27 protein-coding genes and 1 pseudogene are annotated in these 26,571 nt (G+C 40.1%); 5 read left to right on the top strand and 23 right to left on the bottom strand.

Annotated elements, in window-relative coordinates; translation table 11 throughout:
• Nucleotides 1-247 precede the first annotated feature (247 nt).
• A complete protein-coding gene (locus AC1TPB_RS17500; protein ID WP_482077688.1) occupies nt 248-1,864 on the bottom strand; it encodes an APC family permease in 1,617 nt (538 codons plus the stop codon).
• Between the two features lie 292 nt (nt 1,865-2,156).
• Between AC1TPB_RS17500 and AC1TPB_RS17495 the strand changes: the two genes are divergently transcribed.
• Nucleotides 2,157-2,291 (top strand): hypothetical protein, encoded by a 135-nt coding sequence (locus tag AC1TPB_RS17495; protein ID WP_482077687.1) that lies wholly within the window; start codon nt 2,157-2,159, stop codon nt 2,289-2,291.
• A gap of 47 nt (nt 2,292-2,338) precedes the next feature.
• On the opposite strand, the gene AC1TPB_RS17490 is transcribed toward AC1TPB_RS17495, so the two are convergent.
• A complete protein-coding gene (locus tag AC1TPB_RS17490; protein ID WP_482064140.1) occupies nt 2,339-3,064 on the bottom strand; it encodes a phosphonate ABC transporter ATP-binding protein in 726 nt (241 codons plus the stop codon).
• 143 nt (nt 3,065-3,207) lie between these two features.
• Between AC1TPB_RS17490 and AC1TPB_RS17485 the strand changes: the two genes are divergently transcribed.
• Both AC1TPB_RS17485 and AC1TPB_RS17480 read left to right on the top strand, forming a co-directional pair.
• The gene (locus AC1TPB_RS17485; protein WP_482064139.1) at nt 3,208-3,435 is read left to right on the top strand and encodes a hypothetical protein; all 228 of its coding nucleotides are present in this window, start codon (nt 3,208-3,210) and stop codon (nt 3,433-3,435) included.
• 99 nt (nt 3,436-3,534) lie between these two features.
• Nucleotides 3,535-4,257, top strand: coding sequence for an HAD family hydrolase (locus AC1TPB_RS17480; RefSeq protein WP_482077686.1), 723 nt, complete (start codon nt 3,535-3,537; stop codon nt 4,255-4,257).
• 62 nt (nt 4,258-4,319) lie between these two features.
• Here the strand turns inward: AC1TPB_RS17480 and AC1TPB_RS17475 are convergent, their stop codons facing one another.
• From AC1TPB_RS17475 to AC1TPB_RS17415, 13 genes and pseudogenes are all read right to left on the bottom strand, one after another.
• A complete protein-coding gene (locus AC1TPB_RS17475) occupies nt 4,320-4,853 on the bottom strand; it encodes a GNAT family N-acetyltransferase (RefSeq protein ID WP_482077685.1) in 534 nt (177 codons plus the stop codon).
• A gap of 68 nt (nt 4,854-4,921) precedes the next feature.
• Nucleotides 4,922-5,908 carry a phosphotransferase gene (locus AC1TPB_RS17470; RefSeq protein WP_482077684.1) on the bottom strand — a complete coding sequence of 329 codons (987 nt, stop codon included), beginning with the start codon at nt 5,906-5,908 and terminating at the stop codon, nt 4,922-4,924.
• A 63-nt stretch (nt 5,909-5,971) separates the two neighbouring features.
• On the bottom strand, nt 5,972-6,163 hold the full coding sequence (locus AC1TPB_RS17465; RefSeq protein ID WP_482077683.1) for a hypothetical protein: 192 nt from the start codon (nt 6,161-6,163) through the stop codon (nt 5,972-5,974).
• A gap of 127 nt (nt 6,164-6,290) precedes the next feature.
• On the bottom strand, nt 6,291-6,926 hold the full coding sequence (locus tag AC1TPB_RS17460; protein WP_482077682.1) for a hypothetical protein: 636 nt from the start codon (nt 6,924-6,926) through the stop codon (nt 6,291-6,293).
• An 87-nt stretch (nt 6,927-7,013) separates the two neighbouring features.
• Nucleotides 7,014-7,613, bottom strand: coding sequence for a hypothetical protein (locus tag AC1TPB_RS17455; RefSeq protein ID WP_482077681.1), 600 nt, complete (start codon nt 7,611-7,613; stop codon nt 7,014-7,016).
• A 3-nt stretch (nt 7,614-7,616) separates the two neighbouring features.
• A complete protein-coding gene (locus AC1TPB_RS17450) occupies nt 7,617-7,922 on the bottom strand; it encodes a hypothetical protein (protein WP_482077680.1) in 306 nt (101 codons plus the stop codon).
• A 416-nt stretch (nt 7,923-8,338) separates the two neighbouring features.
• Entirely contained in the window at nt 8,339-8,857 is a 519-nt protein-coding gene (locus tag AC1TPB_RS17445; RefSeq protein ID WP_482077679.1) for a hypothetical protein, read from the bottom strand.
• 193 nt (nt 8,858-9,050) lie between these two features.
• A complete protein-coding gene (locus tag AC1TPB_RS17440) occupies nt 9,051-9,416 on the bottom strand; it encodes a hypothetical protein (protein ID WP_482077678.1) in 366 nt (121 codons plus the stop codon).
• Between the two features lie 16 nt (nt 9,417-9,432).
• Nucleotides 9,433-9,687, bottom strand: coding sequence for a hypothetical protein (locus AC1TPB_RS17435; protein WP_482077677.1), 255 nt, complete (start codon nt 9,685-9,687; stop codon nt 9,433-9,435).
• A gap of 146 nt (nt 9,688-9,833) precedes the next feature.
• Complete coding sequence (locus tag AC1TPB_RS17430) at nt 9,834-10,445, bottom strand: hypothetical protein (RefSeq protein ID WP_482077676.1); 612 nt, start codon at nt 10,443-10,445, stop codon at nt 9,834-9,836.
• A gap of 426 nt (nt 10,446-10,871) precedes the next feature.
• Nucleotides 10,872-11,363 (bottom strand): hypothetical protein, encoded by a 492-nt coding sequence (locus AC1TPB_RS17425; RefSeq protein WP_482077675.1) that lies wholly within the window; start codon nt 11,361-11,363, stop codon nt 10,872-10,874.
• Nucleotides 11,360-11,839, bottom strand: a pseudogene (locus AC1TPB_RS17420) (phosphotransferase enzyme family protein); the annotation flags it as partial. The pseudogene AC1TPB_RS17420 and the gene AC1TPB_RS17425, both read right to left, overlap by 4 nt.
• A gap of 338 nt (nt 11,840-12,177) precedes the next feature.
• Entirely contained in the window at nt 12,178-14,571 is a 2,394-nt protein-coding gene (locus tag AC1TPB_RS17415) for a DNA topoisomerase 3 (protein ID WP_482077674.1), read from the bottom strand.
• Between the two features lie 276 nt (nt 14,572-14,847).
• Between AC1TPB_RS17415 and AC1TPB_RS17410 the strand changes: the two genes are divergently transcribed.
• Nucleotides 14,848-14,976 (top strand): transposase, encoded by a 129-nt coding sequence (locus AC1TPB_RS17410; RefSeq protein WP_482077673.1) that lies wholly within the window; start codon nt 14,848-14,850, stop codon nt 14,974-14,976.
• Nucleotides 14,977-15,192: 216 nt separating this feature from the next.
• The gene (locus AC1TPB_RS17405) at nt 15,193-15,336 is read left to right on the top strand and encodes a hypothetical protein (RefSeq protein ID WP_482077672.1); all 144 of its coding nucleotides are present in this window, start codon (nt 15,193-15,195) and stop codon (nt 15,334-15,336) included.
• 482 nt (nt 15,337-15,818) lie between these two features.
• Here the strand turns inward: AC1TPB_RS17405 and AC1TPB_RS17400 are convergent, their stop codons facing one another.
• From AC1TPB_RS17400 to AC1TPB_RS17365, 8 genes are all read right to left on the bottom strand, one after another.
• A complete protein-coding gene (locus AC1TPB_RS17400; protein ID WP_482077671.1) occupies nt 15,819-18,107 on the bottom strand; it encodes a preprotein translocase subunit SecA in 2,289 nt (762 codons plus the stop codon).
• 92 nt (nt 18,108-18,199) lie between these two features.
• The gene (locus AC1TPB_RS17395; RefSeq protein ID WP_482077670.1) at nt 18,200-18,325 is read right to left on the bottom strand and encodes a hypothetical protein; all 126 of its coding nucleotides are present in this window, start codon (nt 18,323-18,325) and stop codon (nt 18,200-18,202) included.
• 361 nt (nt 18,326-18,686) lie between these two features.
• Nucleotides 18,687-19,397, bottom strand: coding sequence for an ABC transporter permease (locus AC1TPB_RS17390; RefSeq protein WP_482077669.1), 711 nt, complete (start codon nt 19,395-19,397; stop codon nt 18,687-18,689).
• Nucleotides 19,394-20,239: an ABC transporter ATP-binding protein gene (locus tag AC1TPB_RS17385; protein ID WP_482077668.1), complete on the bottom strand. Its 846-nt coding sequence runs from the start codon at nt 20,237-20,239 to the stop codon at nt 19,394-19,396. Before AC1TPB_RS17385 ends, AC1TPB_RS17390 begins: the two co-directional genes overlap by 4 nt.
• 440 nt (nt 20,240-20,679) lie before the next feature.
• On the bottom strand, nt 20,680-20,844 hold the full coding sequence (locus tag AC1TPB_RS17380; RefSeq protein ID WP_482077667.1) for a hypothetical protein: 165 nt from the start codon (nt 20,842-20,844) through the stop codon (nt 20,680-20,682).
• Nucleotides 20,845-20,947: 103 nt separating this feature from the next.
• The gene (locus AC1TPB_RS17375) at nt 20,948-21,664 is read right to left on the bottom strand and encodes a thioesterase II family protein (RefSeq protein ID WP_482077666.1); all 717 of its coding nucleotides are present in this window, start codon (nt 21,662-21,664) and stop codon (nt 20,948-20,950) included.
• Between the two features lie 484 nt (nt 21,665-22,148).
• Nucleotides 22,149-23,000 carry an aldo/keto reductase gene (locus AC1TPB_RS17370; protein ID WP_482077665.1) on the bottom strand — a complete coding sequence of 284 codons (852 nt, stop codon included), beginning with the start codon at nt 22,998-23,000 and terminating at the stop codon, nt 22,149-22,151.
• 115 nt (nt 23,001-23,115) lie between these two features.
• A partial coding sequence (locus AC1TPB_RS17365; RefSeq protein WP_482077664.1) for a non-ribosomal peptide synthetase family protein occupies nt 23,116-26,571 on the bottom strand: 3,456 nt, incomplete at its 5' end.

The following is a 26,571-nucleotide window of genomic DNA, read 5'->3' as shown; positions in this document are numbered from 1 at the left end:
CGTGATACTTCCTACGATGAAAAGTAACTTCGAAAGCGTAATCTAAAACTTTTCATAACTTCTAATCACCATTATAACGCCTAACTGACTTTATTGGCAAAATTGGACGAAAATCCGTATTCTTTCGACATCATTTCCTGCTGTTAAGCTATCATTTTAACGTCGAAATATTGAAAGAAAATGTAACTTTATGCGCTTCCCCGGGAAATACCTATGGAAATTACCATCATTTCCGCAACATTTCCCATCACTGCAATGGTAGCTTTCCCTCAAGCTCAAAAGTATCTCTTGTAAATTGGCTATTGTTATTCATTAGCTTTGCGAAACCTACTGAAGCGTAGGTGTAGATCATCCCGACAATGAGTATACATCCAATACTAAGCAATACATAATAGTTCACATAATAGCTTGCTGCTGCAACGATAATTAGTAGAGCAAATATTAATATCCAGCGCACCGAATTTGACCAGTCACCAATTGTCCAAAGTGAATCTAGCTTTACATCTCTAGTGAAGTAGAGCGTAAGTACATATAGACTGCCATAACAGACAACAACGACCAGAGCCATCGTTTCAAGTATCGCATTCACTTGTAGAATACCGAGAAAAATTAATATAATGATCGCAATGATCCCTACTACTGTTACTGCGATATGGGGAATTTGCCGATTGAATGAAACCATACCTAGTTTATTAGAGAATGGCAGCATACGATCTCTCGCCATCGCAAGCATCGTTCTGGAAGCATGGGTTAAGCTGCTTTGACTGTTTTGCCAACAAGCCAGTATAGCAATGATGATTAAAATATCTCCCCAAGCGTTCGATTCAGCTACAAGATAAGTTAACCATAATTCGATGTTAGCGATATTCCCGTTCACACTATAGTTCATCACGAGATTAGACAGAACAAGTAATAGGATAAATCCAATAATATAAGTGTAGCTGCTAGCAAGAAATATCGACCATGGTGTACGAATTCTTGGTTCTAGCGTTTCTTCAGCTCCACTTGAAGCCTCCTCTGTTCCAACAAACCATTTACTCATTAAAGCAATAAGCAAACCAATTTGAGCAAAGGTAGCTGATCCTGCATTCAAATACAACGATGATGCATTATGCTGCGAAATGAATATGTAGATAGCTGAATAACCATTCGCAAACATCGTCATCGTGACACAGCTAATCAATGCTACAATGCCTACTATTTGTAATAATAATCCGACGACTTGGAGCGATCTTATGTACGAGCTTTTCAAACTATTGATCATAACTTGTAATAATACGATCACAATAGCAGTACTATAAAATCCAAACTGTTGCTGAAAAAATGACGTATGCGGCGCTAGCAATATAGCTATAAAATAAGTGCAGCCGTAGCTATACCATATAATAAGACTCACTTGTGCAATTAGTTTAAGATTACCAATGACACTTGCTAGCATTGATCCTGAATGGCGAAATACAACATGATATAATCCACCAGCGGTAGGCTGTGACGATATTAGCTGAGCTAGCATTGCTGATAGTAGTACAAACACAACACCTATAATAGGGAATAAGATCAAGACAAGCTCTAGTCCTCCATTCTTCACTAGCGGTGCGAACAACAACAACGATGTCGCTAGCACTCCTAATGTGTTGAACGATAGACTGAATGAACTAAGTTCACCATATTGTCGTTTCAAAAACTGACCAATACCAAAGCGATGCAAATCATGCTTATCCTGCAGAAGTTGAATCGTTTCTCCATACAACGACGAGCTAATGTAGCTTTGTGCTTTAATACTTTTCTGCACGTACATACATATCCCACAAATAATAACAATGCCGATCGCGAATAAAGCGATCATACTGCCAAGCTGAATCATTACTACACCTCCACTATAACTATGTATATGTGTTTTCTTCATCACCATGTCAATAAATGAGCTTTTCGTATGAAGGTGTAGTTAATAGACCTCATTAGTAATGATCATACAGTAAAAAAGCATCCCTCAATAAAAGCTACACCAGCTACTTGATGTATTTCCTATTGATGAATGCTTGAGTTGTAATAGGGGGGCCTGAGCACAAAACCCAGCAACGTGTACGGTACGAGTACACAAGCGGCCAACGCCCGAAGCTTAAAATGAAGGTCCGCTTTTTGAACTACCAATTCAAATGAAGGTTCAAAAAGCGGGCTTTCAGAACCGAGAAGATGGAGCGATACTTGAGAAAGACGGAAGCGCAAGTGTACATGATTACGTACACGCGAACCGTACTTTCCAAGTTCGCTTCATATTCGATGTCGAGTAACCTACGTCAGCATCATCATCGTTATCAAAGTCCGCTTTTTGAACTACCTATATAAGGTTTTTTTCTCTTTCTGTTAGTCTGCGTCCGTACACGTCAACAACCAACTCCCCACCATTAAGACCAATCACGCGATCAGCGAATCGTTCTGCCCAGTCTCCTTGATGAAGGACAGCAATAACGATAATACCTTGTTCTTTACATAGCGCTTTTAATTCAGCTAATACTAATTCGGCTGCATGTGGATCTAGACCTGCAACGGGTTCATCGGCAACAATAACTTTTGCACCATGCACTAACGCTCTTGCAATCGCAATACGCTGTTGTTCTCCACCGCTGAGATGCTTTGCTTTCATCTTAGCCTTATCAAGCAAACCACGCTTTTCAATCATATCCATTGCGCCCATATAATCATCATTCCGCATCAAGCCTGTCCATCTTCTCCATGCCGGAGTTTGGCCTATTGCACCGATAATTACATTTTTTAACGCCGTCTTATCTGGAAATAAGAAAGGCTTTTCCTCTAAGTACGCAACTTCTTGCTTCAACTTTAACTTTGCCCGAATTCCACCTTCAAATATATTGTTCCCATTAAATATATATTTGCCAGATGTCCAGTTTTGTTGAAGAGCGAGACATTTCAATAATGTAGATTTTCCACTTCCGCTTGCACCTTTAATCGCTATAAAGTCACCCTCATAAGCATCGAAAGTAATGTTTTTCAACAGCTTTGGGCCGCCTGGAATTGATTTAGATAATTTTTGTATTCTTAACATTTTTCGCATCCTTCCCATTTATGCAAACGCTTCTAACTACTAGTTTACGTCAAAAAAACAACTCTTTCCATACGAACAAATGTTTGGTATACTATTATCAGAACACATGTTCTAATAATTCGTTATTAGGAGGCTTGATTAACATGCATTCCAATCGTCAACATTTTCGTTTCGTAGAGAAATTCCCACCTCAGCGAGATCTTACGTTCACCTTTTTTGATGATGGTAGACTAACAATTGAAAATAACGATACGGGTGAGCAAGTTAAGCCTTCAGAATTACGTCGAGAAAGTAAAGACTTCTATGTACAGCGCCGCATTTCCTATATTAAGAACAAATTACTAGAGTGCAAACAACGTCACGCACAATAGTGTCATTTCTCGTAACGCAGCTCCTATTCATTGACTGTATCACTTCGATAGGTTAGATTGAACATAGTAGCATCCATGTAGATAAGGAGTTTTCACACTATGTCGCAACAAATTTTATTTGATCTTGATGATACATTAATCTATTGTAACCGTTATTTCTTTCAATCTATAGAACAATTTGCCCAGCAAGTTGTAAGTTGGTTCAATCATTCTATATTAACCGTTGATGAGGTAAAAGCTAAGCAGGCTACACTTGATACTCTACTTATTGCGGAGAGTGGCTTCAAAAGCGTACATTTCCCGCAATCTTTTATCGATACGTATCATTATTATTGCCAATTACACGGTCGTGCTTCTTCCCCTATTGAGATTGATACACTTTGGAAGCTTGGACTGGACGTTTACGGTCATGAGACAGAAGCCTATCCTCATATGGAGGACACATTGAAACAATTAACGCAGCAAGGACATCAGCTTTCTCTCTATACAGGTGGAGAGCAGAAGATTCAATTGCGCAAAATACAAGATATGTCACTTGATCGTTACTTTGATGATCGTATATATATTCGTCAGAAGAAAAATATTGCTGCATTGGATGAATTGCTAACTGCTAATTCATTCGATCGTGAGCGAACTTGGATGATTGGCAACTCTATTCGCAATGATATTGTTCCTGCATTATCTGCTGGCATCCACGCTATTCATGTCGTTGTTCCCGATGAATGGTGCTACAATATTATAGATGTTAATATCGAGCCTAAAGGTCAATTTCTATCCGTTCAATCATTACAGCAAATCCCACCATTTATTTCACGCTATTAATATTTTATATCTTAAGCGCTAGCACAGTTTGGGCATTCTCCCACTGCGCTAGCTTTTTTTCATTATTCTCTATCTTTAAGAATCGAATATACGTATGTATCGTGTGCTATTCCATTTTGATACATATAATCTCTCAAAATGCCCTCTTTTTGAAATCCAGCTTTGACTAGCAATTTATTGGAGGCTTCGTTATCTACGAAAACGACTGCCCCTATGCGAGTCAGACCGAATTCATCAAATCCATATTGAATCACTTTACATACGGCTTCGAAGATATAGCCCTTTCTCCAGTGCTGAGGATGTATTTCATAGCCTATTTCTGCTCGTCTATGTTTGGGAGACCAAGCATTAAATCCTACAGTCCCAATTATTCCCTGAGTTCCTTTTATTTCAATTCCCCAACGTATTCCTCTTTTATCCTTATAGCTATTTGCAAAAAAATCAACAAAAGCTTCTGCTTGTTCGATATGATCTAATGTATCTTGCCCATAATAGCGAGTTACAGTTTCATTAGAAAAACAAGCGAATATGCCCTCCGCATCATCCTTTGAAATTTCTCTTAGTACCAATCGTTCTGTCTCTAATATAGGAAACATTTCTTGTTCCTCCCTTTCTATATATATTTAATTGTGGCATTCATTCCATCTTTATTGTTTTGCATTGTCTAAATATTTCCTAACAAAGCCGAAATGTTTTTTTGACTATCAGCAAGCCAAATCATTTCCTTTGCGAAGCGAGCAGGCGGTACACTATGCTGATCCATGTTAGCATTAATCCACCATGTGCTTTCCATATACCACAACAACTGTAATGAATATGTTAAATAGCCCTCTACCACATTGCGTTCTTCACTATACCCTTCCATAAACGCCGAAGCTAGGGAGACATCTAAATGATCATCTAAGGCACATGACATAACAGCACGAGCTACATCAAGTTGCGGATAGTCATACTTTAGTCGATCAAAATCTAGAATTGCAGTTAATCCGTTATCATTAAATATAAGATTATCTACCCAGAGGTCACGATGCGCCCATCCTGTTTGAAGTAATTCGAGTACTTCTATATCCATTTCTTCAGTAGCTTTAAATTGAGTTTCTATAACAGCAAGCAACTGAGGTTTACCAACTCCATTAGTCTTTTCCCAAACTGAGTTCCAATGTGCTAAATGCTCCTCACGGCTTGGAGGAATAAATTGCGGACTATTTTTAATGCCCAGTGTCCCGTCATTTAACAATCGATGCATTTTTCCTGTTGCTCGACCTAAATCGTATATTTGATGGACATTGGTTTTACCTGGTGGAACTATTTTCCCCTGACAAAATTCCATCACCATGAAGAGTTCTCCATTATCAGATTCAAGCAAAATTCTTTCATTCTGTGATAATACTTTGGGGCACGCTAGACCTTGGTCATACAATCGAATCTGTTGAGAAATTGCATACAATAGTTCCTCTGGGTTAAATAGTTTATATCTTTGTTTGTTGTATTGTTTAAGTAGAAATTCCCCTGCATCAGTGGTAACTTTCCATTTTAAGTTTAACCAACCTCGTTTTATTGAAGTAGTTTCAATTACATTTAAACCGAATAAACGACGAAATGTTTTTATTAGGTCATCCAAGATCATTTCTTCTGTTAATATTGTCTCCATTTGGTCAACTCCTATATTTATAGTGTGGAAGTCTATTCATTTAAAAGTTATTTCAAAGGAATATCATGGTGTATATTCGATATTATCCTTCAGATATAAAAACTGTGGATCATGCTGCTGCAACCACAGCCTTGCTTCTTTGATATCTGTTTTTCCAGGAATAACTATAGACTGCGGAATCAGATCAATTAAATTGTTGTAGGCTTCACGCTTTTCATACAATCGAGTAAAAACAGAGGTGTGATCATTAAACACGTCAAGCGATTCATCCGTCAATATGTGATAAAAGCTTAGAACTACTCATTTTTTGGTTCGTATTTATTATTCAACTATCGTTCTCCATTTGCCTAACAAGGCTACCGCTTATTTATATCGTTTTCCGTTAGGGAATTAAGTAAAAAATCTTTATCTCACTAACAAGACCTTCTTTTACTTCAAATTGCAGGTACTCAACTTGCTCATTATTTAATACATATGCACAATTATTCGGGTCCGTTCTCCCGTCAAGAGCTATCTCTATATCAGGATAAGAATTCTTAACTTCTTCAATCTTATCTCCTATTTGAATTCCCTTAGATGTTTTGTAGTCCTTTTTGATAACCACCATTTCAATTATCCAAAAATCCTTACCATTTTCTTTAGGGGAAATAAGTTCTATTTGAAGTCCATCATATTTCAATGTTTTAATAAATGACCCTTTGAGCGTATCTGCCTCATTACCCAGTTCTTCAATATTCTGCGAAGTTGGTTCGCCTAATATTTTTTGCAAATCAACTTTGTTATCCCAGTCTTTGAGAGTGATAATTGAATTATTAATAATTAATGAATAATCATTAGTGTCGTTATCTTCAGTTGTTTGTTCCGTATTTTCCTCATTTGTCTCTTTTGGTGTCTCTTCTGGTATATTCTCAATGGTACTGATTACATTTTGATTGAGATTAGGTTCGGATACTGTACATCCTGTAAAAGCAGATGTGAGAATGATAAAAATCAAAGTGTTCAAAATTCTTTTCATCATATTTCCTCCTCGTACTTAATTTATAGTTCTATACGCAATATCTACTTTTTTTGTTGCGATAAACTGCCTGTTAGCGTATTAAGCCCCTTATTTTTTGCTCCAGATATTTTTAAAAAGTTCTGTAACGGTTAAATGTACTATTCCTGTTTCGTTTAATGAGATTTCTTGTTTTTCATAAGATTTAGAAGGGAAAATATAGAAAGAAAAATCATCTCCGTCATTATAGTTTAACCCACTCACACTATATACAGAGCTGGTGTATTTTTTGCTGTTATATTGTGCTGTCATTTTAGCGATCATATTTGTTGTAAATGAATTTCCGTTCACGGTAGCATGATGACCCCCCGAAATTAATGAAGCACCTGTTAAAGAATAACGTCCACTGGATCTAAAACCAATTCTATATCCGCCAGTATTTCTATTTCCTGTATTATCAACCCAGGATACATATATTCTATAGGTACCGTCATTGTACAACTCTTTTCCGATATTACTCTCTAAATTTGACAAGTCTATTGCTATGGTATATTCCCCTTGTACAACATGACCGTTTCTATCAGTAAATTCTTTGGTGTTATTCGCAATATAAGCCATCCCTCCAGTCCATAAACCAATCAAACCAGATAACCAAAGAAAAATTACGACAGCAACTGGTGCCATAATAAATACTATTTTTTTAATTTTCATTAGTTAGACCTCCTTCCTTGAGAATCTATCGCCTTGATGAAATTTCACATGTTCACGGTATTTTTTTCTGAATCTATGGTAATCAAATGGACTTAGTATTATTGAAACAGTAAAAGCAGAACCAATATATACAGTAGTCCACTTGAAATCCACATCACGCAACATAAGCACTGCCATTAAAGTAGCAAATAATGCACCACATAGTCCGAACATTAGAACGAATATAAATTTATATATAACCTTCTTTTCTACATTCGCCCAAAATCTTATATAGAACTTTTCATTTTGTGGATCATACTTCTTATTCAACTAACCCACCTCAATATCATTCAGCTATATAACTCATCTTGTTTATTCAACTGCTCCGATACATATAGTTGAAATATAAGAGCGCAAGCCATTTAATTATTTCACAAATTATCTAACCATTCATCGCAGTAATTAGAAACCAATTAGCTGTGAGAAAAGCTATTGGTGTCATAACAAGCTTTTCCTTTTTACTTTTGGACAAAGCACTTATTAAGGTCTTCACTATTAAGCCACCTTTTATTGTAAGTAATCTGACCGTTAGCGTGGAAAAGGCAGCCAATTTAACAGCTGCCTTTTCCCGATGATTATTGTGGTATAGTACCTCGTTAGATCAATAAATTAGACTGCCTCAAATGTCGGAAATTCATTGAGTATCATAATCCCTTAGCACCTTCCCATTAAAATGTTTTTAAACGTCACCGTTTCCGTTTATTCCTTATCAATACGATGTACAGCAGCAGAAGTGCAACAATGATGACTACTATGATCGCCGGAATAGCATACCCTCGCTGTTGTTTAAATTGCTCCGCCTCCATTGTTAATCCAGGTTTAATAGACTTGATGCCTGAATCCTTCATCGCCGCTTCCCTTGCGTTGTCCCAAGGTCCCGTTCGCCCACACAAATTCATGCGAAGTTTTCCTTCCTGAACGCTTCCAAATACCAAATACTCCGTATCTTTAATAAAAGGATCCCACCCGTTATCATAAATCTCAAGCTGCGAGGTCTCTACACCCTTCCAAGCCTCATCGATCTGGAACACAGTAAGTCCGTCCTTTTTAATCTCGACTGCTTTTCCTTGAAAAACGACGGCGCTATGGTCCATCTCCTCCTTAACGGGAAGTGGAGGAGCACAGGACAAGGCTTCAGCTTGCGGTGCCGCACATAAAATAATTCCAACTAAAATGAGTAGGATTGCTGTAAAAAGTTTTTTCAAATGATCCCTCCGCTCTTTTTCACTAAACCTTCTGACGATCCCAAAGTGCAAGAAGGTCGCTGAGAAATAAGTTATCTCTCATTTCCTGCCCGTTATCTCAAGAAACAGGGCGTTCTGTGATTTCTAACTCATTGACGTATGCAATAGCCATTCAAAGGGGCTCAGAGTGGAGTTGAACGACTGCTGCAATGCTTCATTTGTCTGTTGCTTGGACGATCAACCATTCGTCCACAACCCTAAGCTCTCCCCTGCCTAACCGAAGTTCGTGCGTCTGCTGGTTACTATCGCGAAGCTCGAAAAAGTATTGATCCTCCTGCTCATCGTAGCCCTTCGATACGATCTTTACCGAGTTCAGATCGAGTGATACTTCATACTTCTGAAGCATCCGCTTCACTAGCGCTTTCGTTTCTTCGTTGTCATCGTATATCCCCAAATGAAGCTCCAGACTTTCCATGTCCTTCTGCAGCAGCGCCTGCACGTAACGCTCAACCTGCAAATCCGTAAATGGAGCAGCTGCCCGTTCGCAATCTACTCCATGATGTATTGAACTAAAGTTCAACTTTAGAGAAATAACTTCAAATAGATTTATTAATTCCTTTTCTTAGCCCAATTATTAATAAAACTAATCCAAATATTAAGAAAACCCCTACAAATAAATTATCAAAAATACCAGGCATAGTTGGTTCAGAGGGATACGAACCAGACCCATTAATTTTTACTGGAGCAGTCTCACTAGCCCATTTTAAAACAGCAATAAATCTTTCCACAGTGTACAAAATTCCACTTAATGCAATCAATCCCAGACCAGTTATAAAACTGCTCTTCCACATTTGTTGTTCCCCTCGCATGTAACTAATTATAATACTTATCGATTTACCTTAAGTACCCCTTCCACAATCTTTGATACATAAAATATGAATAACATGACATATGAACCTCCGAGCAAAAATTATGTATCAATAATTCTCCAATCAGCTTATTCCGTAAAAGTCAGTGTGACCACCTGCACTAAGTCCATTCCTTCAAATTCAGAAGGCGAAAAGAAGCTCTCCATAGAATAACTTTTCATACTCGTACCGCTGTCATAAATCATAATTGCAACTGGTATTTCTTTGTCGAGTTCAATCTCTTGAAAATCGGTCAGAAATCCTTTTGTAGATGCTACGATTTTGTAATCGACTTCAAGTTTTCCGGTTTGATAGGAGGCTCGCCCCTTTGTGTTGATGTGCATATCTATTGCATAATCATCTTTAAGTAGCATTGCAAACGTGCCTTCCAATCGGCCATCGGGGGCAGCGTCCTCTCCCAATAAAATCTGTCCACCTCCCACAGTGTTCCATATGCCGTTATCTTCTAAAACATAAACATTTGCTTTAAGGGTTTTTGCGATTTTTGGAGCCTTGAATGATATGATATTCACATCACCTACGAGAGCCAGGGATTGTAGAAGATATGTATCGTTTTCAGATAACTCATAGGGTGCAACACCTTCTTTATTAAGTAGTTTCGCTGTCCCTGTATCATTCGAACAAGAAGAAAATGTAATTATCATAGTAATAGTTAAAACTATTGTAAAAACCTTTTTCATTCCAATTCTCCTCCTAAAGAGAATATAAACAATCGTCATAAAATCTCCCGTTAGTGTGGAAAATCTTTTACAATTTTTTCTTCCATCCACGGTACTTAATGTAATAGTAGGTCGGTAATACTGCACACAAAATTATTAGGACTGCCATAAGAAATTTCATATAGTTCCCCTCCTAAAACACACATCAAATTAGACGTAAGCTTCGATTTAAATTTGCACTATCCAGTTAAGAGGAGCTCCTATATTACAAGCCCCTCCACTATCGTTTTCCGATAGCTTAATTACGGTAGTACTTATCCTTTTCTTTCAACCACTTTATAACGATATTTTTAAATGTTATTGTTGGCAACTCGCAATATGCTCCATTATCAGAATATGGGTCGATAATCTTCCCATTTAATACTTCGTTTATTGAGTCGATTACATTTATTGCTGAGTTGTCAGGGACTTGTTATTTTCAATCATTTCCTCGATGGCACTTATCATTTCCCTATGTTTTTCAGTTACTAATTCGTCAGTCGCATGTGCTGGCATATAAACAAACAACATATTGTTTACTTCGTAAACTTTAAGTCCCCATTTTTCATATTCATAAGCTTGTTTAATTTGATTTTTTCCTTCTTTTAATTCCTCATTATTATCGAATAAGTGAATAAATACCATTCCATCAATTAATTCATATGCCTTGGATCCAACATCGTTTAACTTTGGGTGCTCACCTTCCATTTGTGGCTTTAAGTTTAATTCTTGACGACTAAAAGGCTCAATGATATCTTCTAATGTCAATTCAGTATTTGTATTGAATTCATAGAATTCTACTCTCCCAATTTTATTATCAACTAGTGGTTGTGAAGTACAAGCGACTATTCCTACTAAAATCGAGAATATTAAAGGCATTAAAATAAATAATTTTCTCAATTATATCCCCCTTCACTGATAGTTCTAGAGTGGGCGTATTCTATCCGATTTCTATATAAGTTTAAGATTCGAACTTGTTCCTCGCTTAGCTCTTTAGAATTCCAATACATATGCATCAAATTATATTCAAACAATTCTTTTAGCTTCAAAAACAGCGGTAGTTTCATAAGCATCTCAGAAGAGAGGTCATTCTCCTCTTTATATCCATCGATTAACGCCCTGGTAATGGATCGTTCATAATCTTTTATGTTCTCTCCCCCTGAGAACGAGAACTCCAGTGCAGAATAGATTGGAACGGCTAAATCGTATAAATAATAATGCTTTTCACAGTCTTGAAAATCAATCATCGTTAGTGTAGAGTCACTATCTACAAGGATATTTTCCAACCACAGATCTCCGTGTATTAAACCGTAATTTGAATTATCCTGTGGCAGTTCCTTAATATTGTTTACAACATCGTGTGCAATTTCCCGGATCGGGATTGAATAGATCGTAGTTACATTAGCATCTACACGTGTAATAGTATCTGGAATAAATACAATAGCGAGGGCTAAGCCGATTAAAAATGCGTATATTGCTCCCTTTACCAATTTCTTTTCGATTTCAATAACCCCCACTCATTATATTGGATAAATATTGCATAATATCATATACGTCAACAATATGGATAATGTTGCTAAATCCACAAGAAATCCTTCTATTAAAAACAAATAGCTTTCAACCCTCTTCTAACTGAACAACAAAAAAGATCAACTACCCGCCACAGGAGGGTAGTTGATCTTTTTGCATTTTCCCACTTGAAACTTCTCACATACTAATTCATATCTATCGATAATTCACCAGTATCACGATTGACTAGTACAATTCTACCGTCCACATGCTCGCCGCCGGGAGTATATAGCTTCAAGTCTGGTGTCTTACCAGTCTTAGTCAATGTCTTAAGATCATCAGATGTAATGGAGTGTCCGAACACTTCTCGCCTAATGATGACCGTGCATCCTGAACGATAATGAGAACAACCATAATCTTTACGACCCATAAACAACTGACCACCGCAACCCGCTCTTGGGCAAGGGGTAATCAATTGTAAGCCACTCGTTGCGCTCGCACCATTGTCCGCAGTAGCTATTGTAGCTTTCGCCGCTGACTTTGACTGACTAGCAGCTGTCGTGCTAGCTACAACTGTTGATGCTTTAGTACCAGCTGCTGTTGTTGAAGTTTTAGTACCCGAGGCACCCGCTTCTTTGGCAGTTGATTTCCTAGTACGAGGCTTTACTTCTTTGCCTTCAGCATCCGTTTTGTCTGCATCCGATTTTTTAGTACTCCGCGTTTTTTTGACAGCTACTTCCTGCTTCTCGAATGAAGATTTAGCTACCATCGGCTGCACTCGTACCTTATCAACGATCATCGTTGCAAACTTCTTCACATTATTCATAAATTGCTCATTCGATGCGTTTCCGCGCGCAATATCATTCAATCGTTTCTCCCACATCCCAGTCATTTCAGGGGATGTTAGCAGCTCAACACCTGCGCCACGAATGAGTTCAATCGCGATTTTACCTTTGTTCGCAATCGTTATCCTTTTACCGACCAACGTAATATAACCAACCGTCTTCAAACGTTCGATCGTCGAAGCCCTAGTCGCAGGCGTCCCGAGTCCCGAGTCTTTCATCGCCTCTCGCATCTCATCATCTTCGATCTGCTTTCCTGCACTCTCCATCGCCCTAAGAAGTGTTCCTTCTGTAAATGACTTCGGTGGCTTCGTTGCTTTCTCTCTTGCTGTCGCAGTTTTGCACAATATATCAGCATCAGCATTTAACTCGAATGGCTGATCAAGTTCTGTAACCTCATCTGGATCATCACCATCGGCAGGTGCTTTCTTCCGCTTTGTCACCGCTTCCTGATTATGATCGCTGTAGATCACTTTCCAACCAAGTTCCAACAACTGTTTCATATTACTTTTGAAGAGATGCTGTTCAACCTTCGTCAGAACAGTATGTCCCATATATCTTGCTGGCGGAAAGAACTGTGACAGAAATCTACGTACGACAAGATCATATAGCTTCTGTTCATCTACAGAAAGAGAAGTAGCCTTACGTACCGTTGGCATAATCGCATGGTGATCCTCTACTTTAGCAGGATTACAAATCGATTTATTACCGATATGAACAAGTGACCGATCACTTTGCTGTACCCATTGACTATAGCTTGTACTTTGCAATGCATTAAGCGCCTTATGCATCTCTGGTATATTTTGTTCTGTTACATAGTTAGAATTCGTACGCGGATAAGTAATGACTTTGTGCTTTTCATATAAGCTTTGGGCAATATCTAACGTCTTCTTTGCTGAAAAATTAAGCTTACTATTCGCTTCACGCTGCAACAATGTTAAATCATACAGACGAAGAGGGTACTCTTTCATTTCTTTTGCTTCATAAGACTCGATCATCCCGCGCTTTCCTTTTACATCGGAAACGATCGTGTCAGCTTTTTCTTTCTCCGTAATCCGGTCACCCTGCCACATTCCTTTATAGTTCGTTTCCTCTTGCTGAAATTGAGCTTCGACATCAAAAAATGTTAACGAATCGAATTTCGCTATTTCTGCTTCACGATCATAAATTAATGCTAATACAGGCGTCTGCACTCTACCGACAGACATCAATTCATTATGCTTAGTTGTAAATGCTCTAGTCCCATTCATACCAATCAGCCAATCCGCTTCACTCCGAGCAGATGCGGCTAACGTTAAATTGTAATAATCCGCTTCCGATCGTAACTCTTGAAATCCTTTACGAATCGTTTCAGCTGTTAGATCCGAGATCCATAGTCGTTTAACAGGTTGACTTAAATTTAAATATCTCTGGACTAGCGAAAATATATATTGGCCCTCTCTTCCGGCATCACAAGAATTGACAATCAAATCACACCGTTTAGCCAAATCTGCAATGATTTTAAGTTGATCAATTGTCTTTTTATTGGGAACTAATTTAAAATGATCAGGAATTATTGGTAAATCGTATATGTTCCATTTTTTGTACTTATCACCATAGGCATCTGGTTCTGCTAATCCAATTAAATGCCCTATTGCCCAAGTAATAATATACTGCTCGCCTTCAAAATAAGAACGGTTATTTTTCGCCTTTGGATCTATTGCGGCAGCAATATTCCGTCCCATATCCGGTTTTTCTGCAATAATTAATGTCTTCAACAGATTATAGCTCCTTAATTAATATATATTCAAAGATACGAACGAAAACTGCAAACAAAAAAGGCCCGAGTTACTTCCTCTGGACCATTTAAGTGGTACTTTCTTATTTTCCATTATTATATCATCTGCAGGTTGGCAAGTAAATATCAACTCCTTAAGGTAATCTGCACGGGATTTCGTACAGATTACATTCTGGAGTAGATAATGGAATTAGTATATAGTAGTGGACACAAAAAGGAGGACTGATAAAATAATATTGAAAAGTTGTGTCCAACTATGGGAATAAAGCAAGGAAAATATAGTGATAATTTCAAAGCCATGATCGTTGAACTTCATCGTAAAGGAATAACAGCATCTGAAATTATGAGTGAATATGATCTAAGCAAAACGGCGTTTTATAAATGAGTTAATGAAGGTAAAGAGATTAAAGTAGATAATCAACAAACCTCTGTTGTTGAGGTCAAAAAGTATAGACCGTACAAATCGGATGCTGTGTATCATGGCGGCGAAAAAAACCTGCTGAATAGAAATTTTAAGGCAAGCAAGAGAAACGAAAAATGGGTAAGTGACATTACCTATATCCACGTCCTTAATAAGGGTTGATGCTATTTAGATTCAATTATGGATCTGTCTACAAATAAAATTATTGGCTGGTGTTTCAGCCAAACGATGGATAAAGCTTGTGTGTTATCTGCACTTCATCAAGCTGTGTTCACTCAGAAGCCTGCTTTGGGAGTTATCCTGCATTCAGATCGAGGCAGTTAATTACGAGTCATGAATATCGAGAAGAACTCACGACACTAGGAATACTGCAGTCTTTCTCAGCAAAAAGTTGTCCCTATGATAATGCTCCTATTGAAAGTTTTCATGCCATATTAAAGAAAGAAATACTCTATCGAACCCTATTTACTTTTTTGATGATGCTCGAACAATTTTTTCCTAATATATGGAAGGTTGTTATAATCGTAATCGCATTCATTCTGCTATTGAGTATAAAACGCCGCAGCGGATGGAAGATTTCCTGTCCTCATCCGCCTAATTTAGTCTTTCTTATTGTGTCCAGCCTATTGACAGAAGCCCATTGTCCTCTATACACGTCATCTTTGGCAAGAAAAAGCCGCTCTTATTCCGACACCGAAACTGAGCGGCTACACGGAGTCAATGCTTCGCTTCAACATTTTCAGCGCAGGATGAATCGAGTGTTCGCTCGTATTCGTCCCGATCATCCTCGAAAAAGCTAAGATGCATCAATATTTTGACAGCCTGTATACCGGCCACAATACCAGCCTCAAAAACTTACGAAGATAAAAAGCCATTATTGTCTCTGCGGTCCATGAACTGCGCTTGTTCTGGAGGTATTGATCATTGATAATATAAGTCCGAGTGGAAGTGGGGATCTTCAGACCTAACTCTTCCCACTTCGCCGGATCATTCGAGCCTTCGAGCCTTACAAGCATATTCTCCGACTCACTATTTATTTTAGCCGAAATTTGCTCGTATGCTTGGGTTATTTGCACATGAAATTCGTCGATTGGATTGCGGCTAGCAAGGCTCTCCAAGTGGATGCCTTCGCGAACGTAAGAAACGTATGCCAGATGGTCAGCCCAGAACTCGTCGATATAAAAAAGCCGTACCCGCTGCTCCGAAGGACTCATCGGCTTCTCGCCTTTCAAAATTCCGAGCCGCTCCTCGTATAGAATTCGCCTTTGATCCTCCACCATATCCGAATAACAGTTCAGTTCCTTGCGGATATGGGAGTTTTGGGTCATAGCAACGCACTGAATATGCGAGATTTTGCTGTGAAGCATCGGCTCTTTAAGCGCCTCTTCTTGCCTAAGAGAGCGAACCCATTTATCGATGCCGAACCGAAGCATCAACTCGTCCTCCAAGCTTACGAAAAATACGGAAGCTCCCGGATCACCTTGGCGGCCAGAACGCCCGCGCAACTGGTCGTCGATCCGCACGCTTTCGTTTGCATGTGTACCAATCACATACAACCCTCCTAGCTTGGCGACAGCTTCTGCTTGCGTGGGGTTGCCGCCGCCTAGCCGAATGTCGATACCGCGTCCCGCCATATTCGTAGACACCGTCACTGCACCGACTTCTCCCGCTTTGGCGATGATCTCAGCTTCTTCTGCGTCGTTTTTCGCATTCAGAACATGGCAAGCTACGCTGGCAACGGCCAGCGCCTTCGCCAGCATGTCAGACTCCTCGACGCTTGACGTACCGATGAGAATTGGACGTCCCGTCGCATGGACGGACGAGATTTCGTGTACAAGCGCTTTAAGCTTGGCTTCTTTATGGGTATAAATCCGGTGCGGATGGTCGATCCGTATGTTTGGCCGGTTCGGTGGAATTTGTACGACCTGCAGTTCATAAATCTCTTCAAATTCCATTGCGGAAGCGTACGCGGTAGCCGTCATTCCGCAAATCTTCGAATACAGGCTAATGAAGTGTTGAAGGGTGATCATCCCGAGAATTTTCCCGCCGGCTTTCGGCTGCAGTCCTTCTTTGGCCGCAAGCGCGGCTTGCAGCCCGTCCGGCAAATACCTGTTCTCCGCCACGCGTCCGGTATATTCGTCGATCAGCTCGATTTTCCCGTCCCGGACGATGTAATCCACGTCTTTTTTCAATAACGATTCCACATGCAGCGCACAATTTAATGACGATAACAAATGACTATTATGACTTTCGTACAAATTGTCGCATCCAAGCTGCGATTCCACTTTTGCAGAACCCGCTTCATTCAAGTAAACGTTCCGCTTGGACTCATCAAAGTCGTAATGCTCAATTGGCTCGAGCTGCCGAGCCAATTCTGCGAAACATGTGCCCTCGTTGCTAGAAGAGTCCGACTCACCGGCGATTACTAGCGGTACCCGCGCTTCATCGAGAAGCAGTGAATCCGCTTCGTCGACGATGACGTAGCGGAAAGGACGATGCACGGTATCGGCTTCGTTTAGTGCGATCGTGTCGCGTAAATAATCGAATCCAGCCTCTTTGGCCGTAACATAGGTTATATCCGCGGCATAGGCTTCCCGTTTCTCGGACAGGCCCATGCCCGCTTGAACCGCGTTTATCGTTAACCCGAGGAAACGGTAGATTGGCCCCATCCATTCCGCGTCTCGATTTGCCAAATAATCGTTGAAAGTCAGCACATGAACGCCTTCGCCGGTTAGCCCATTTAGATAAGCAGGCATAACTGCAGAGAGCGTTTTCCCTTCGCCTGTATGCTGTTCGATCAAAATCCCTTCGTGCAAAGCGATGGCAGCCATGATCTGGACATCGTAAGGCTGTAATCCGAGCTTTCTCTTCGCTGCCTCGCAGACTAGCGCATAGGCATCGACAAGCAGCTCGTCCAAAGGTGTACCCGATTTTGCTTCTTTTTGCAACCGGAGTGATTCCGCTTGAAGCTGTCCATCGACCCATGCTTCCAAATTCCGTTTCCTGATGAGCTCCGCTTTGTCCTGATAGTCTTTCAGCTTATTCTGAGTATAGCGGTCTTTTAATTTTTGCATTAACTTGACAGCTAAATTCATCGGATTTTGATTCCTCCTCGGTAGAACTACGCGATTCTATAATGGCTGAAGTATAATCAAATTTCATAAAGATAGCAACATTTGGAATAAACTCAAACTTTTTGCCTCTCATTAACGACACCAGTTGCCGCTAACACTTGCTCTCTTAGCTGCTGACAACCTTCCACTGTAACGCCATATGGCACAAGTGGCATATGGATCGGAATACGTCTTCTCACAGGCGCACTTGCTCTGATCCGAGTAAGTGCAGCGTAGGTGCTTGTGTCCGTTGACTTTGGCTCAGATCGGCTTGGAATTGATGTCGGTAAGCATCGGGCAGTAGAAAATCCTTTAGTTTCAATGCTTGAACTATCAGGTCGAAAAGAATAACATAAAACATTTCGGCTAGTTGGGGGACTTTTCTCTTCACTTTCGTGAATACCATCGATCGAATCTGTTCGCCAATCTTGAAGCTATAGTAGTTCATTGGTCGTGGTACCGAAGGTTTGCGTTATTTTCTTCGGTTTTCGATCCAATGAACCATACATGACACAAGCAACTACCGTTTTTTTGGTGCACATCCAATCCTGCACACCGTCCCTACTCATCCTTTAACCGTCGTTGATACAAAACAACAGAAACAATCGTTAATACAACTGTCCATACCAAAGTAATGACGAGGGGTTTTAATAACTCTCCCGTCGTAAAGCCTATATCACGTAAATCTAGCAAATGCACAAGTTGACTGCTTGGTACATAATCTAGCACTTTGAAGATTGGATAATCCTTCTCTAAAACCGCCCCCCAAGGTGCCCCAGTGAATACGAACGCCACTGGAATTATAGAAAGTGATGCGTTAAGCAACGTCTTGGAGAATAAACCACATATCGTCCCGACTGCTATGTATAGAAAAATTGACAAGATGATTTTTGCCGCAAACGCCCAAATACTAACTGGCTCATAACCCAATATATACGTAGCAATTGCCAGAGTAACAGCAGACATTACAAAGACTAAAGTACTTTTACCGATTAAAACATCCATAGTCGTGGCTGGAGTCAGCATTAGTGATCGTAAAGTGTTACGCTCCTTTTCTTCCGCGATCAAGCCTGCTTGTGCTAAGCACGTTAGTAACACAAACGAAATATTAAGAACAAAACCTACAGCTAATGTCAAAGGCAAGTCTGTATCTCGAAGAAGAAATGCGAAAATAATTGGAAAAAACACAATAATGGAGAACGCATAGTTGCGTGAAAACTCTTTGTAATCCTTCACAAATATCGCTCTAACACGTTTTAATGAGATACTCATAATAACTCACTTCCTGTCATTTTAATAAAGATATCACCTAGACTTGGCTCTTTCGTTTCTAATCGATCAATTAATCCTCGTTTCATCCAATCGGCTATTTGATCAGCCGCTTCCTCACCTATCGGGAGCTCGTATGATTCCCCATTTATTAAATCAACATGCACTACGTTTTCTCGATACTGTTTTTTAATTTCCTTTGGTGAGCCGATTGTTTGAATTTGTCCTTGATACAAAATTGCTACACGGTTACACATTAATTCTGCCTCAGCCATATCATGTGTAGTTAAAAAAATCGTTGTCCCTTTCTCATTTAAGTAGCGTAAGCCTTTATAAATATGTGCTGAGTTTACTGGATCTAAAGCCGAAGTAGGTTCATCTAAAAACAATAATTCTGGCTCGTGGATAATCGCACATGCCAACATAACACGCTGACGCATCCCTTTTGATAAGAGATTGACTTTCTTTTTGCGCTCTCCGCTTAAGTTTACAAACTGCAACACCTTATCGATCGAAGATCTAGGAAGATCATATAATTGGCGATACAACTCTAGATTTTCCTCTATGGTTAATCTCTCATATAGACCACTGTTATCCGTCAAAATGCCAAAGCGCATCTTCTGTGAAGACTGATGCATCATCTCCGCTGGCTGCTTTAATACACTTGCCTGTCCATTTGTCGGTATTAACTGCGCAGTTAAAATCTTTATTAATGTTGTTTTTCCTGAACCACTCGGACCTAGTAAACCAAAAATTTCACCTTTCGAGATTGAAAAAGACACATCTGTTAACGCATCCTTATTTCCAAATTTCTTTTGAATACGTTCTACTTGGATTACATCCATAAACGCCACTCCCTTAAAGTTGATACTTAAACATACACAGATTTAATGCTTCCAACTATCAAAACCCGCCGAAATGTAGCTTGATTGTACCATTAGATGCTTCCTCGCTACATCGAAATGGGGTCTGGAGAGGCGGGCATGATAAGCTGGTTAGCAACTCGAAGTCCTTATACTATGCGACTTTCGCGAGTACTCATACCCGCAGAGGCTCCATGTCAAATCTTTCTATCAGTCTAGAAAACGTAACTTTAGCCACTAAGTATAGCGAAGATCCTTATATGCTTGACAGAGCCACAGTATCTTTTCCTGAATTTAATCGCAAGCTGTAGCTATTCTTCGTCCATGTAATAATCTCTCTTACTTTTTGCAAATTAACTATCTAGGATCAATGATACCAAAAAAAACCAAATTAAACAATTTTTGCTCGAGCTCGGTTAGCGTCAAGTTTCAATCATAATTTCCACCACTCGCATAACAAGGATCGAACCATCAATACTTTCAATAAAATCGATTTCGGGCGGATTAAATAAAATCACTTTGTCATTTTTATAGGTATCTGTCATTAATTCGATCTTCGGTAGAAATAATTCCCCATCATAATACATTGTTGATGTTGCATGCCGTCCTCCTAGTCAGTGTTTCTATAAGTCTCCCGCTCTCTCATAGGGAAAGAAGCGATTTTAACGGCAAACAATTCAATTGTATGCTTCATTCGACCCTAATTCCCTGGAACATATCGTGGATCATTTCAATAATTTGGTCTTTGTACTCGTTAATAAAAAAGTGCCCCCCATCATACTGTTTTATCTGAAAGGCTTTTCCAGCATGTCTTATCCATTCCTTAACATCTTTCAACGTCAAGCTAGAATCCGTGGTGCCGGTCAACGCAGTCATATTACAGCCGACTTTCTGCATCTTGTTAGTGTACTGGTGGGTCTCAACCATTTTATAATCGGATCTAAGGATAGGAAGAAAAAAATGACGGAGTTCATCATTCTCGAATATCAGAGCCGATTGTACATCATAGTCCAAAATGTGTTCTTGAAACTGTTCCAGCGGCTTGTCATGGTAGATGACACGTCGCTCCAGATGGGGAGCCTTGCCCCCGGAAACATACAGATGAAGCGGCTCACGGAACCCCTCCTCCTTAAGCTTGTAATACAATTCAAATGCTAGCAGACTACCCATACTGTGACCGAAAAGGATGTATTCATCGCTCCGGTCCATTACTTTGTCGACTTCCCGATATAGATCGTCGACAGCCTCGTTCAGATTATTGTACAAGGGCTCGTCGCATCGTCTTCCACGACCAGCTGGTTCCAAAGAAATTAATTCTATATCCTGTAGTAGCTTTTTCTTCCACTTACTATAAATCGATGCGGATCCCCCAGCATAAGGAATACAAAAAAGCTTGATTGTGTGCATAGAATATTCACTCCATTAGTAAAAATATAAAATAGACTATCCTTTTGCCACCTGAATTTATCTTGCAAAAGCATGTTCAGTATAGCAAAGGAAGTAATTTTTCATAATGCCTCAAGGCACTTTCTGTTCAGTCCTCCAAGGCATAGCTTAGGGCTTAATGTTTAAGTTATGCCCCACAATGAGTAATGCGCCGCCTGTCCGCAAGTCCTTTGTGAGAAGCAGTTTGGCTATACCTTGTAAAGGATTTGTTTTTCAACGGCCCTACAAGTAAGTGCGCTTCAAGATCAAAGTTCAATAAAAGACCAAGAGGTACGTCTGTCGTAAATGGTGTCCCGGAAAAGAGATTTTATCAAGCGTGATTCAGTTACACTTTCCACCTCTTTCATTCCCAATTTTGGATTCAATAACGACCAATTTTGCTGTAATCCTCAAGCTACCTGAATAGGATCTTATAACATTGAAGTAAAAGACTTTTTGGCGTAATTTAAAAAAGAAGTTGATCAGGATCAAGTCCAAAACGTAAGTCGAGGTTCATTTGGTCTAGACGATTCATATCTTGTGTACTCAATTCAAAATCAAATATTTGTGCATTTTCACGAAGTCGTGATGGTGTTACTGATTTAGGAATGACGACAATGCCGTTCTGAATGTGCCAACGCAACACAATTTGTGCCAATGTTTTTCCGTGCGTTTCGCTCAATTCAGCTAATAAGGGCCAGTTCTTGAGTCTACCCCTCATTATCGGACTGTATGCTTCCATTTGAATGCCTTGTTCATTACACCATTGTCGTAGTTCACCCTGTGACAATAGAGGGTGACATTCCACCTGATTAACAGCTGGAACAATCTCACAAGTAGAAATAAGATTTTCCAGATGATTAATTTGAAAATTACAGACACCTATAGCTCGAACGTAACCTTCCATACATAATTTCTCTAATGCACGCCATGTGTCTATATATTTGTCTTTGCCCGGCCAATGAATAAGATACAAATCGATTATATCCACATTTAATTTTTTACGGCTCGATTCAAATGCCTTTAATGTCGAATCAAATCCATGATCTGCATTCCACACCTTCGTGGTAATAAATATCTCTTTCCTAGGTAAGCCACTTGATTTTATTGCTTTACCAACTCCAACCTCATTTTCATAAATCATCGCCGTATCAATGCTACGATACCCTTCCTCGAGCGCCTTCTGGATAGCATTTTCAACGTCTTCACCTTCATTGATTTGGTAAACACCTAATCCAAGCTGAGGCATTAATACACCATTATTCAAGGTTCTCTTTGCTGTTACTACTGTTTCTTTTTTTGAAATATCCATACTCATTTAGATCCACTCTCCATTGCTATATTCCAGTATCATCTTCAACTACTAGTCCGAATTTTACAGTAGAACTCATAAATACTCTTTTAGTCCCAGAAAGATACTTTAACATAGACATTTAATCGTTCCATGAATTAGGATGAATAAAATGAACGTCCATCATATGTTTAAGTAACTTAACTAAATACTCTTCATTCAAATTCGGATATTGAAATCCAAGTTGTCGTAAGTAATGGACGGTGAATGAGGAGTCGGAAATCACATTTGGTGGATTTGTATTTCCATTGCTACTAGCCAATTGTGTCATCCAGCCACTTAACACCTCATTTCTAGATTCATCGATCAATAATGATTTAAGATACTCGTGAACCTCTTCCAAGCTCAAATAATTAAATTTAAAACCGAGCATTTTAAGAGCTTCATAGATTCTCCCAAAGGATACCTTGCGATGGTTACACAAATGAAAAACATTTCCTAAAGAATCTTTGGATTGCATAATGTCTACAATAATCCCCGAACAAAGATCAACAGGTGTGAACTCTACCATAGATCCTAGTACTTCTGGAAAAATCAATTGAACTTCAATAAACGTCTTTAATTGAAGGTAAAAATTATTTTCTTCAATATTTTTTTGAAAAACTCCATCTGATATCCTACCCGTTAAATTACCTACCCTGTAAATAGAAGCACGTAAACCGTTAGTTTCAAAAATAAGCCTTTCTGCTTCAAACTTACTGCGAATATAGACATTGTCTCCAAAGTTCTGTCCAATAAAAAAATCACTTTCTGAAAATATATATTCTCCTCCACCTTCTACGTGGGTACCTGAAACACTTATTGTAGATATATGATTCAACGGTATTTGATAAACTAGACAAAAGTCGATTGCATGCTGTACTCCAAGCACATTGGTCTTTTCAAACTGCTCATAGTAACCGTAATGTTTGACTATTGCCGCAGCATTCACTACAACATCCACACCCCCCCCTAAAATTTTGTATGTTTCGAATTCAAGCCCAAAATTAGACTTCGAAACATCACCTGGGTATACTTGAATTCTCTTAAGCCAATTAGGAATTTGCTCCGAATGAGAAGCCCCAAAATAGTATCTTAATTTCTCATCCAATCTTTTTTGAGCGTTACACAAGTTATTTCCTCTAACAATACAATGAATGAAAGCTTCCGTTTTTGTTAATACATCATACAGTAGATGAATACCGAGAAATCCACTCGCTCCTAGAATCAGAACATTTGTGTATGAAACTCGCTCCGCGCTAAGTACCTTCGGTATTTGCGGTGTTTTCCGAAGAAGCCGCCACTCGTCACGATATTGAATTTTCTTGGTTTCTTGTATAATTATACCATCAATTTTCCCTGCTAGCTCCTCTATTGTCCTATATGTGTAAAAATCACTAATTGTTAAATCCCAATTTAATGCAAATGTCTTTGTCAACACCTTTAATATGTTGAGCGAGTGGCCACCTAAGGCAAAAAAGGAATCATGGACGCCAATCGAACTTTCCTTCATTCCTAGCACATTCGAGAAAATCTGCACAAGTTTTGCCTCTGTGGCGTTGCGAGGTGCGATATAGCTTTCATGGACCTGTGATATATTCTCCATGCGGGAAAGTGACTTACGATCGATCTTTCCATTTTGCGTTAATGGCAAGCTGTCCATTTGAACAAAATGCGCTGGCACCATATAACTTGGCAAACGCTCGCTCAAGTAGTCCCGCCATTCCTGCAAACTGCCTTTTCCGACGAGGTACGCCACAAGCTGTTTCTCACCCGACCAGTTTTCTTGCACGGTGACTGCTACCTGTCGCAGAGTCGGATGTTGGCTCAGCATCGCTTCTATCTCTCCTGGTTCAATCCGGAATCCTCTAATTTTCACTTGATCATCGATTCGGCTTACATAGATTAGATTGCCGTCCGACAAATACTTCACTGCATCTCCCGTTCGGTACATTTTCGCTCCAGGTTCGTCGCTGAAAGGGTCCGGAAGGAATCTCTCCTCGGTCAGCTCTGGACGATTTAAATAACCACGAGCGACTCCTGCACCGCCAATATACAACTCGCCGGTGACACCAATCGGCACAGGCTGGCGATGTCGATCCAAAATGTACAATCTCGCATTCGCTATCGGTCTTCCGATCGGCGGCAACCCTTCCTGCAAGGGGTTAACTCTTGCCGCTGTGGCAACGACTGTACATTCCGTAGGACCATAGTTGTTGAACAGTACAAAAGGCAATGAAGCTGGCGGCGACTGCCGCAACAAATCCCCCCCTATCATTAAGCAGCGTAACGATGTATGCGTAGGCCAATGCAGATGCATCATCCTTTCGGCCATCGGAGTCGGCATACAACCGATCGTAATTTGCTGCTCAACTATCCAATCGCGCAGCGCTTCTGGATCCGTTCTTACACTTTCCTTGCATAAATACAAGCTAGCGCCACTGCTCAGATAGGGCCATATTTCCGCCACTGCGGCGTCAAAGGCAATGCTTACAATCTGCATGGCACGATCCTGTTTCATGACTTGATAGTATTGCTGATGCCAGAACACCATATTAGTCAGTGTTTGGAGTTCAACTATAACTCCTTTCGGGACTCCTGTAGAACCTGAAGTATAGATCAAATAAGCCATATTTTGTGGCATCGTGACAACTGGCGGGTTCTGATCACTCTCATGCGAAAGCTTCTCCTGATCAGCAGCGCCGTCAAGGCAGATGCACGAGATGTGCTCCGGCACCCAACCGCTGACAGCGATTCGGGTCACCAGAAGCTCAATCCTTGCATCCTCTGTCATATAACGCAGACGCTGCTGCGGATACGACGGATCCAACGGTACATACGCTGCCCCTGCCTTCATGATGCCCATGATCCCGACGATTAGATCAACCGAACGATCCATGCAAATCCCGACTAACGTCTCTGGTGTAACACCTTGGCTGCGCAAGTAGTGCGCCAAGCGATTCGCCTGTCTGTTCAGTTCCCCGTACGTCAATCGCCGCTCACCGTCTGCGACAGCTACTGCTTCCGGTCGAGCAACTGCTTGTTCCTCAAACAGCACGTGGATCGTCTTGTCCTTCGGATACTCCGCCTTCGTATCGTTGAATGTCTCCAGTAGTTGATGCTTCTCTTCTTCCCCGACTAGCTTGATCTCTTCTAGCCGCATGTCTGGCCTTGCCGACACTTGCTCTAGAATCGTCTCCAAATGACTGATTACTCGTTCGATGCTCTCTCGACGATATTCCGAACCATTGAAGCCAATTTTAATGCCAAGCCGATTCATCTGTACATACATCATGACGCTTAACGAATAATTAGTATGCTCGAATCCCTGGAATTCTGTTACCTGAAAATCTTGTTCATCGGATTTCCCGCTCATGCTGTAGACTTCCGGATAGTTCTGGAAAACAAACAAATGGTCGATCAAGTTTTGTTTCAGATCCGATTGCGCTTGAACCTCCGCTAAAGAAACGTAATCGTATTTCTCCGAATCAAGCGCTCGCTGCTGCAAGCGTTTAACCGTCTCGATGAACGTTTCCGCATTTTCGTTCGGACCAAGTCG

This window comes from Paenibacillus sp. Y951 (genome assembly GCF_056786395.1).
The sequence above is the reverse complement of the archived record's forward strand: the minus strand, read 5'-3'. Positions and strand labels throughout refer to the sequence as shown.

Bases quoted from the DNA above. Each gene is read 5' to 3' on its own strand.
- AC1TPB_RS17500 (WP_482077688.1), bottom strand. From the start codon at position 1,864: ATGATTCAGCTTGGCAGTATGATCGCTTTATTCGCGATCGGCATTGTT.
- AC1TPB_RS17495 (WP_482077687.1), top strand. From the start codon at position 2,157: ATGAAGGTTCAAAAAGCGGGCTTTCAGAACCGAGAAGATGGAGCGATA.
- AC1TPB_RS17490 (WP_482064140.1), bottom strand. From the start codon at position 3,064: ATGTTAAGAATACAAAAATTATCTAAATCAATTCCAGGCGGCCCAAAG.
- AC1TPB_RS17485 (WP_482064139.1), top strand. From the start codon at position 3,208: ATGCATTCCAATCGTCAACATTTTCGTTTCGTAGAGAAATTCCCACCT.
- AC1TPB_RS17480 (WP_482077686.1), top strand. From the start codon at position 3,535: ATGTCGCAACAAATTTTATTTGATCTTGATGATACATTAATCTATTGT.
- AC1TPB_RS17475 (WP_482077685.1), bottom strand. From the start codon at position 4,853: ATGTTTCCTATATTAGAGACAGAACGATTGGTACTAAGAGAAATTTCA.
- AC1TPB_RS17470 (WP_482077684.1), bottom strand. From the start codon at position 5,908: ATGGAGACAATATTAACAGAAGAAATGATCTTGGATGACCTAATAAAA.
- AC1TPB_RS17460 (WP_482077682.1), bottom strand. From the start codon at position 6,926: ATGATGAAAAGAATTTTGAACACTTTGATTTTTATCATTCTCACATCT.
- AC1TPB_RS17455 (WP_482077681.1), bottom strand. From the start codon at position 7,613: ATGAAAATTAAAAAAATAGTATTTATTATGGCACCAGTTGCTGTCGTA.
- AC1TPB_RS17435 (WP_482077677.1), bottom strand. From the start codon at position 9,687: ATGTGGAAGAGCAGTTTTATAACTGGTCTGGGATTGATTGCATTAAGT.
- AC1TPB_RS17430 (WP_482077676.1), bottom strand. From the start codon at position 10,445: ATGAAAAAGGTTTTTACAATAGTTTTAACTATTACTATGATAATTACA.
- AC1TPB_RS17410 (WP_482077673.1), top strand. From the start codon at position 14,848: ATGGGAATAAAGCAAGGAAAATATAGTGATAATTTCAAAGCCATGATC.
- AC1TPB_RS17405 (WP_482077672.1), top strand. From the start codon at position 15,193: ATGGATCTGTCTACAAATAAAATTATTGGCTGGTGTTTCAGCCAAACG.
- AC1TPB_RS17400 (WP_482077671.1), bottom strand. From the start codon at position 18,107: ATGAATTTAGCTGTCAAGTTAATGCAAAAATTAAAAGACCGCTATACT.
- AC1TPB_RS17390 (WP_482077669.1), bottom strand. From the start codon at position 19,397: ATGAGTATCTCATTAAAACGTGTTAGAGCGATATTTGTGAAGGATTAC.
- AC1TPB_RS17385 (WP_482077668.1), bottom strand. From the start codon at position 20,239: ATGGATGTAATCCAAGTAGAACGTATTCAAAAGAAATTTGGAAATAAG.
- AC1TPB_RS17380 (WP_482077667.1), bottom strand. From the start codon at position 20,844: ATGTATTATGATGGGGAATTATTTCTACCGAAGATCGAATTAATGACA.
- AC1TPB_RS17375 (WP_482077666.1), bottom strand. From the start codon at position 21,664: ATGCACACAATCAAGCTTTTTTGTATTCCTTATGCTGGGGGATCCGCA.
- AC1TPB_RS17370 (WP_482077665.1), bottom strand. From the start codon at position 23,000: ATGAGTATGGATATTTCAAAAAAAGAAACAGTAGTAACAGCAAAGAGA.